Annotated in this window: 5 protein-coding genes; 2 read left to right on the top strand and 3 right to left on the bottom strand. The window is 39.9% G+C overall.

Annotation, left to right across the window (positions count from 1 at the left end; all coding sequences use genetic code 11):
* Positions 1 to 794: phospholipase A (locus H5072_RS13725; RefSeq protein ID WP_182693833.1), on the top strand; the 794-nt coding region annotated here is incomplete at its 5' end.
* Positions 795 to 866: 72 nt separating this feature from the next.
* Here the strand turns inward: H5072_RS13725 and H5072_RS13720 are convergent.
* On the bottom strand, positions 867 to 1,760 hold the full coding sequence (locus H5072_RS13720) for a bifunctional GNAT family N-acetyltransferase/hotdog fold thioesterase (protein WP_002961136.1): 894 nt from the start codon (positions 1,758 to 1,760) through the stop codon (positions 867 to 869).
* A 246-nt stretch (positions 1,761 to 2,006) separates the two neighbouring features.
* Between H5072_RS13720 and H5072_RS13715 the strand changes: the two genes are divergently transcribed.
* Positions 2,007 to 2,720 (top strand): spermidine synthase, encoded by a 714-nt coding sequence (locus H5072_RS13715; protein ID WP_182693832.1) that lies wholly within the window; start codon positions 2,007 to 2,009, stop codon positions 2,718 to 2,720.
* Here the strand turns inward: H5072_RS13715 and dtd are convergent.
* Both dtd and H5072_RS13705 read right to left on the bottom strand, forming a co-directional pair.
* On the bottom strand, positions 2,709 to 3,146 hold the full coding sequence (gene dtd / locus H5072_RS13710) for a D-aminoacyl-tRNA deacylase (RefSeq protein ID WP_024597209.1): 438 nt from the start codon (positions 3,144 to 3,146) through the stop codon (positions 2,709 to 2,711). The genes H5072_RS13715 and dtd overlap by 12 nt on opposite strands.
* A partial coding sequence (locus tag H5072_RS13705; protein ID WP_182693831.1) for a virulence factor BrkB family protein occupies positions 3,147 to 3,919 on the bottom strand: 773 nt, incomplete at its 5' end.

Raw genomic sequence — 3,919 nt, 5'->3', positions numbered from 1 at the left:
GTAAAAAAAATAGAAATGTAATTACGCCACATAAGCGTAACTATATTTTACCGCTTTCGTACGTATCACACCCAAACGATCGCCCTTTTGATGGTTTTGATGCACTAACAGATGATAGCGACGGCGAACCGCTCGACAATCTAGAAGCCAAATATCAGCTATCGATAAAAGTGCCTCTTTACGATGATTTTTCGGATAAAGACCAAGCCATATTTTTTGGCTTTACACTGCAATCATATTGGCAGATTTATAACTCAGAAATTTCGTCTCCATTTCGTGAAACAAACTACGAACCAGAGATATTTTGGATAAATTACCTCGACCCAGAAAACGTATTATGGGGCGACGAAATGGCAATCGCATTAGGTATTTCGCACCAATCAAACGGTCGAAGCCAACCAAACTCGCGTTCGTGGAACCGTATTTACGCAGACTTTATTTGGGAAAATAGGGGCTTTGTTTTTAGCTTTAAACCTTGGTACCGAATAGCTGAGGACGAAAAAGAAGATATTTTAGAAGCCAATGGCGACGACAACCCAGACATATACAAATACATGGGTTACTTTGAATTTAGCGGCGCGTATCGTTTTCATGACCATGAATTTAGCTTTATGACGCGTAACAATTTAAATTCAGATAATCGCGGTGCAATTCAACTCGACTGGTCGTTTCCTTTATGGGGTCGCGTTCGTGGTTATGCACAATACTTTAACGGTTATGGCGAAAGCTTAATTGATTACAATGCGGATGTAGAACGTATTGGTGTCGGTATATTATTAACCGATTTGCTGTAATACTTCCCTAAATTTTACGCACAAAAAAGCCAAGCATTGCTTGGCTTTTTTGTGTTTTGAACAGCTAAACAGTTATTTTTTTACTACAAACTGCCCTTCAAATTCTGCAACCACGTTATCACCATCGTAAATAGTTACTGGCACTACGTAACTTGCTTTACCGTCGGTTTCTAAATCGCTTAACTTGCCCTTACAGGTTTGTATATCAACACAACCACGTGGGTCGGTAGTAAGCGGTTTTAAGTACTTAATGTTAGCATCGGCTAATACAATATTACCTTCAAGCCCAGCTTCTTTAAGTGCTAAGTACGTAGCGCCCCAACCTGTTAGCGTGGCCAAGCTATAAATAGAACCTGCAAACATTGTGTTATGTAGGTTTAAGTTAGCGTCTAGGTCGGCGCTGGTTGTAAATTGCCAATCGGTATAGCTTTCTACCTTAATACCCATCGCGTCACTAATTGGAATAGACTCACGCCACGTATTTTGTAGTACTTGCGTCCAATTAGGGTGACGAAACCAACCTGGCTCAGACGGTTTTTGCTTTACCATTTTAAAGTGTTGAACATCGCCATACGCTAAGTGCGCTTTTTCTTTTAATTCGTAACCGTGGCGTTTATAAAACTCAAGCGCTCGTTCGCGTGCAAACAATACAAGCTCGCCTGCGTTTTGAACCCATGCAATTTTTTCAAGCTCGTGCAGTAAGCGACTACCAATATGCTGGTTACGATTACCCTCTGCAACCGCCATATAGCGCACTTGTGCTTGCTCATGATTGTTAAAGTGCAAACGTGCTACACCTAGCACTTCGCCTTCTTTATTTTTTATAAAGCGGTGCTCAGAGTCTTGTTCCATATCGTCTTGTTCAGAGCCACGAGGCTCGCCCCAAGGCGCGCGTAATACTTGCCAACGCAATTGATAATACGCTTGCCAATCTTCGCTACTTTGTGGGGTGCTTACCTGAAACATACATACTCCTGTTGTTATATAAGCCGTAAATAAAAGTCAAAAAAGGCTACGGCGCTATACTAATAGTATTGATTATCTACCAAACTAAAAAGCTTAAATAATTAAGTCCGTTGGTATTATTTATGGCAAATACCATACTCCATCTTAAAAAAACTGCAAATACGACTTTGGTGATGGCTGTAAAATAACGTAAAAAATAATGGCAAAGGCCATTGCGCTTTAACGTTGCTAGTTTATGCTGAGAATATGATGAAAAAAATCAATTATATAAATTCACTGACGGGTTTGCTGGGCGATCAATTTATTGAAAATAGCCACAGCATTGGTCAGTTAATCTATTGGCATAAATTCAGTGGCGATCACATTCAAGTACGTGAGCACGAGCCGTTACGCTGGTTACTGATTAACGACACTCTTCAATCTGTTATTGATTTAAATAACCCGGATTTATTACTTTTTCCACATTTATTATGCCTAGGTAAGCATTGGCAGGCTCTTAAGCCGCCACAAAAAGTGTTAGAACTAGGCCTCGGCGGCGGAGCAATTCGTAATTATTTACAATACAAATACCCTAAAGCACAAATAACATCGGTTGAAAAAAACGCTGATATTATTGATTGCTATACCCAATTTTTTTCGTCAAATAAAAATGAGCAACTGCTTTGCGCCGATGCGCAACAGATTTTAAAAAGTGCGCAAAATATTGATTGGATTATTTTAGATTTGTTTAGCCAGATAGATGCACCTCGATTTTTATTTGAAGAGGCATTTTATAAAAAAATTTACTCGGCTTTAAATAACAACGGTGTGCTATTTATTAACTTTTTATCGCAGCATGAGTCGCAATTAAAGCAACTTCAGCAGCTATTACTCGATGTATTTGGTTGTAATGTTAGCCCGCAAAAAATTACGGGCTATGTAAATCATATTGTCGTGGTAACCAAAAACTTAAACAGATAAGTTAAACGTAACGGGCCCATCGTTACACAAGCTTACTTGCATATCGGCACCAAACTCACCGGTGGCTATTGTAAGCCCCAACTCTTTAGCTTGAGCAACAAAGTACTCGTAAAGCTCATTAGCTTGGCTTGGCGTTGCCGCAGATGAAAAGCTAGGGCGCATACCCTTTTTAGTATCAGCCGCTAGCGTAAATTGCGAAACCACCAGTAACTCACCTTTAATATCTTTAAGGCTTAAGTTCATTTTGTCGTTTTCGTCAGTAAAAATACGATAATTACTTACCTTGTGTAAAAGCTTATCGGCCGTTTGCGTATCGTCGTGTTTTTCAACGCCCAGCAACAACAATATACCTTGGCTAATTTCACCTACTACTTGGTTGTTAATTTCTACTTTGGCATGCTTTACGCGTTGTATTAAACCTTGCATTTAAACTGTGTCCTTTACTGCTGGTTCATCATCTTCTAGTTCAAGTTCTGGTGTTTCTGGAATATCATTTGGGCTAATACACGCAGTAAATTCAGCGCCAAGCAAAACAACGACCCACGATAAATACACCCATACAAACAAAATAGGAATGGTTGCTACTGCGCCGTAAATAACTTCGTACGAAGGAAAATGGCTAATATAAAGTGCAAACCCTTTTTTAGTCAGCTCAAATAAAAGTGCCGCAAAAAAAGCGCCAGGTATTGCCGCTCTGAACGATACACGCGTATTAGGCACTAAGGTGTAGAGCATAATAAAGCCCACCATCGAAATCCCATACGGCAATAACTTTAACAAAAACCCGCTAAACCCAGGAATACCCTGATCAGCAAACGATACCAAAGATACAATATAAGAGGTAACACCAATACTCGCTCCGAGTAATACAGGCCCTAAGCTCAAAACCATCCAGTACACAGCAAATGAGATCATCATTGGGCGTTTTTTCTTAATTCGCCAAATTCGATTTAGTGTGGCATCTACATTACGTATTAACAGCAAGGCTATTGCAGCTAAAAAGCCAATACCTACCGCCGTCATTTGATTAGCGTTACCGGCAAAGGAGCTAATGTGCTCTCTAATAACATCGGTAGAGGTAGGGACAAAGTTGGTAAACAAAAAGCTCTCAATTTCCATGCGAGTAGATTCAAAGCCCGGAAAAGCTGAAAATATAGCAACACCCACCGCAATTAATGGCACTAAAGAAAGAAGGGTTA

It is taken from the genome of Pseudoalteromonas sp. SR45-5 (genome assembly GCF_014163565.1).
Classification (GTDB): Bacteria; Pseudomonadota; Gammaproteobacteria; order Enterobacterales; family Alteromonadaceae; genus Pseudoalteromonas; species Pseudoalteromonas distincta.
This window is presented reverse-complemented; position numbering and strand designations above follow the sequence as displayed.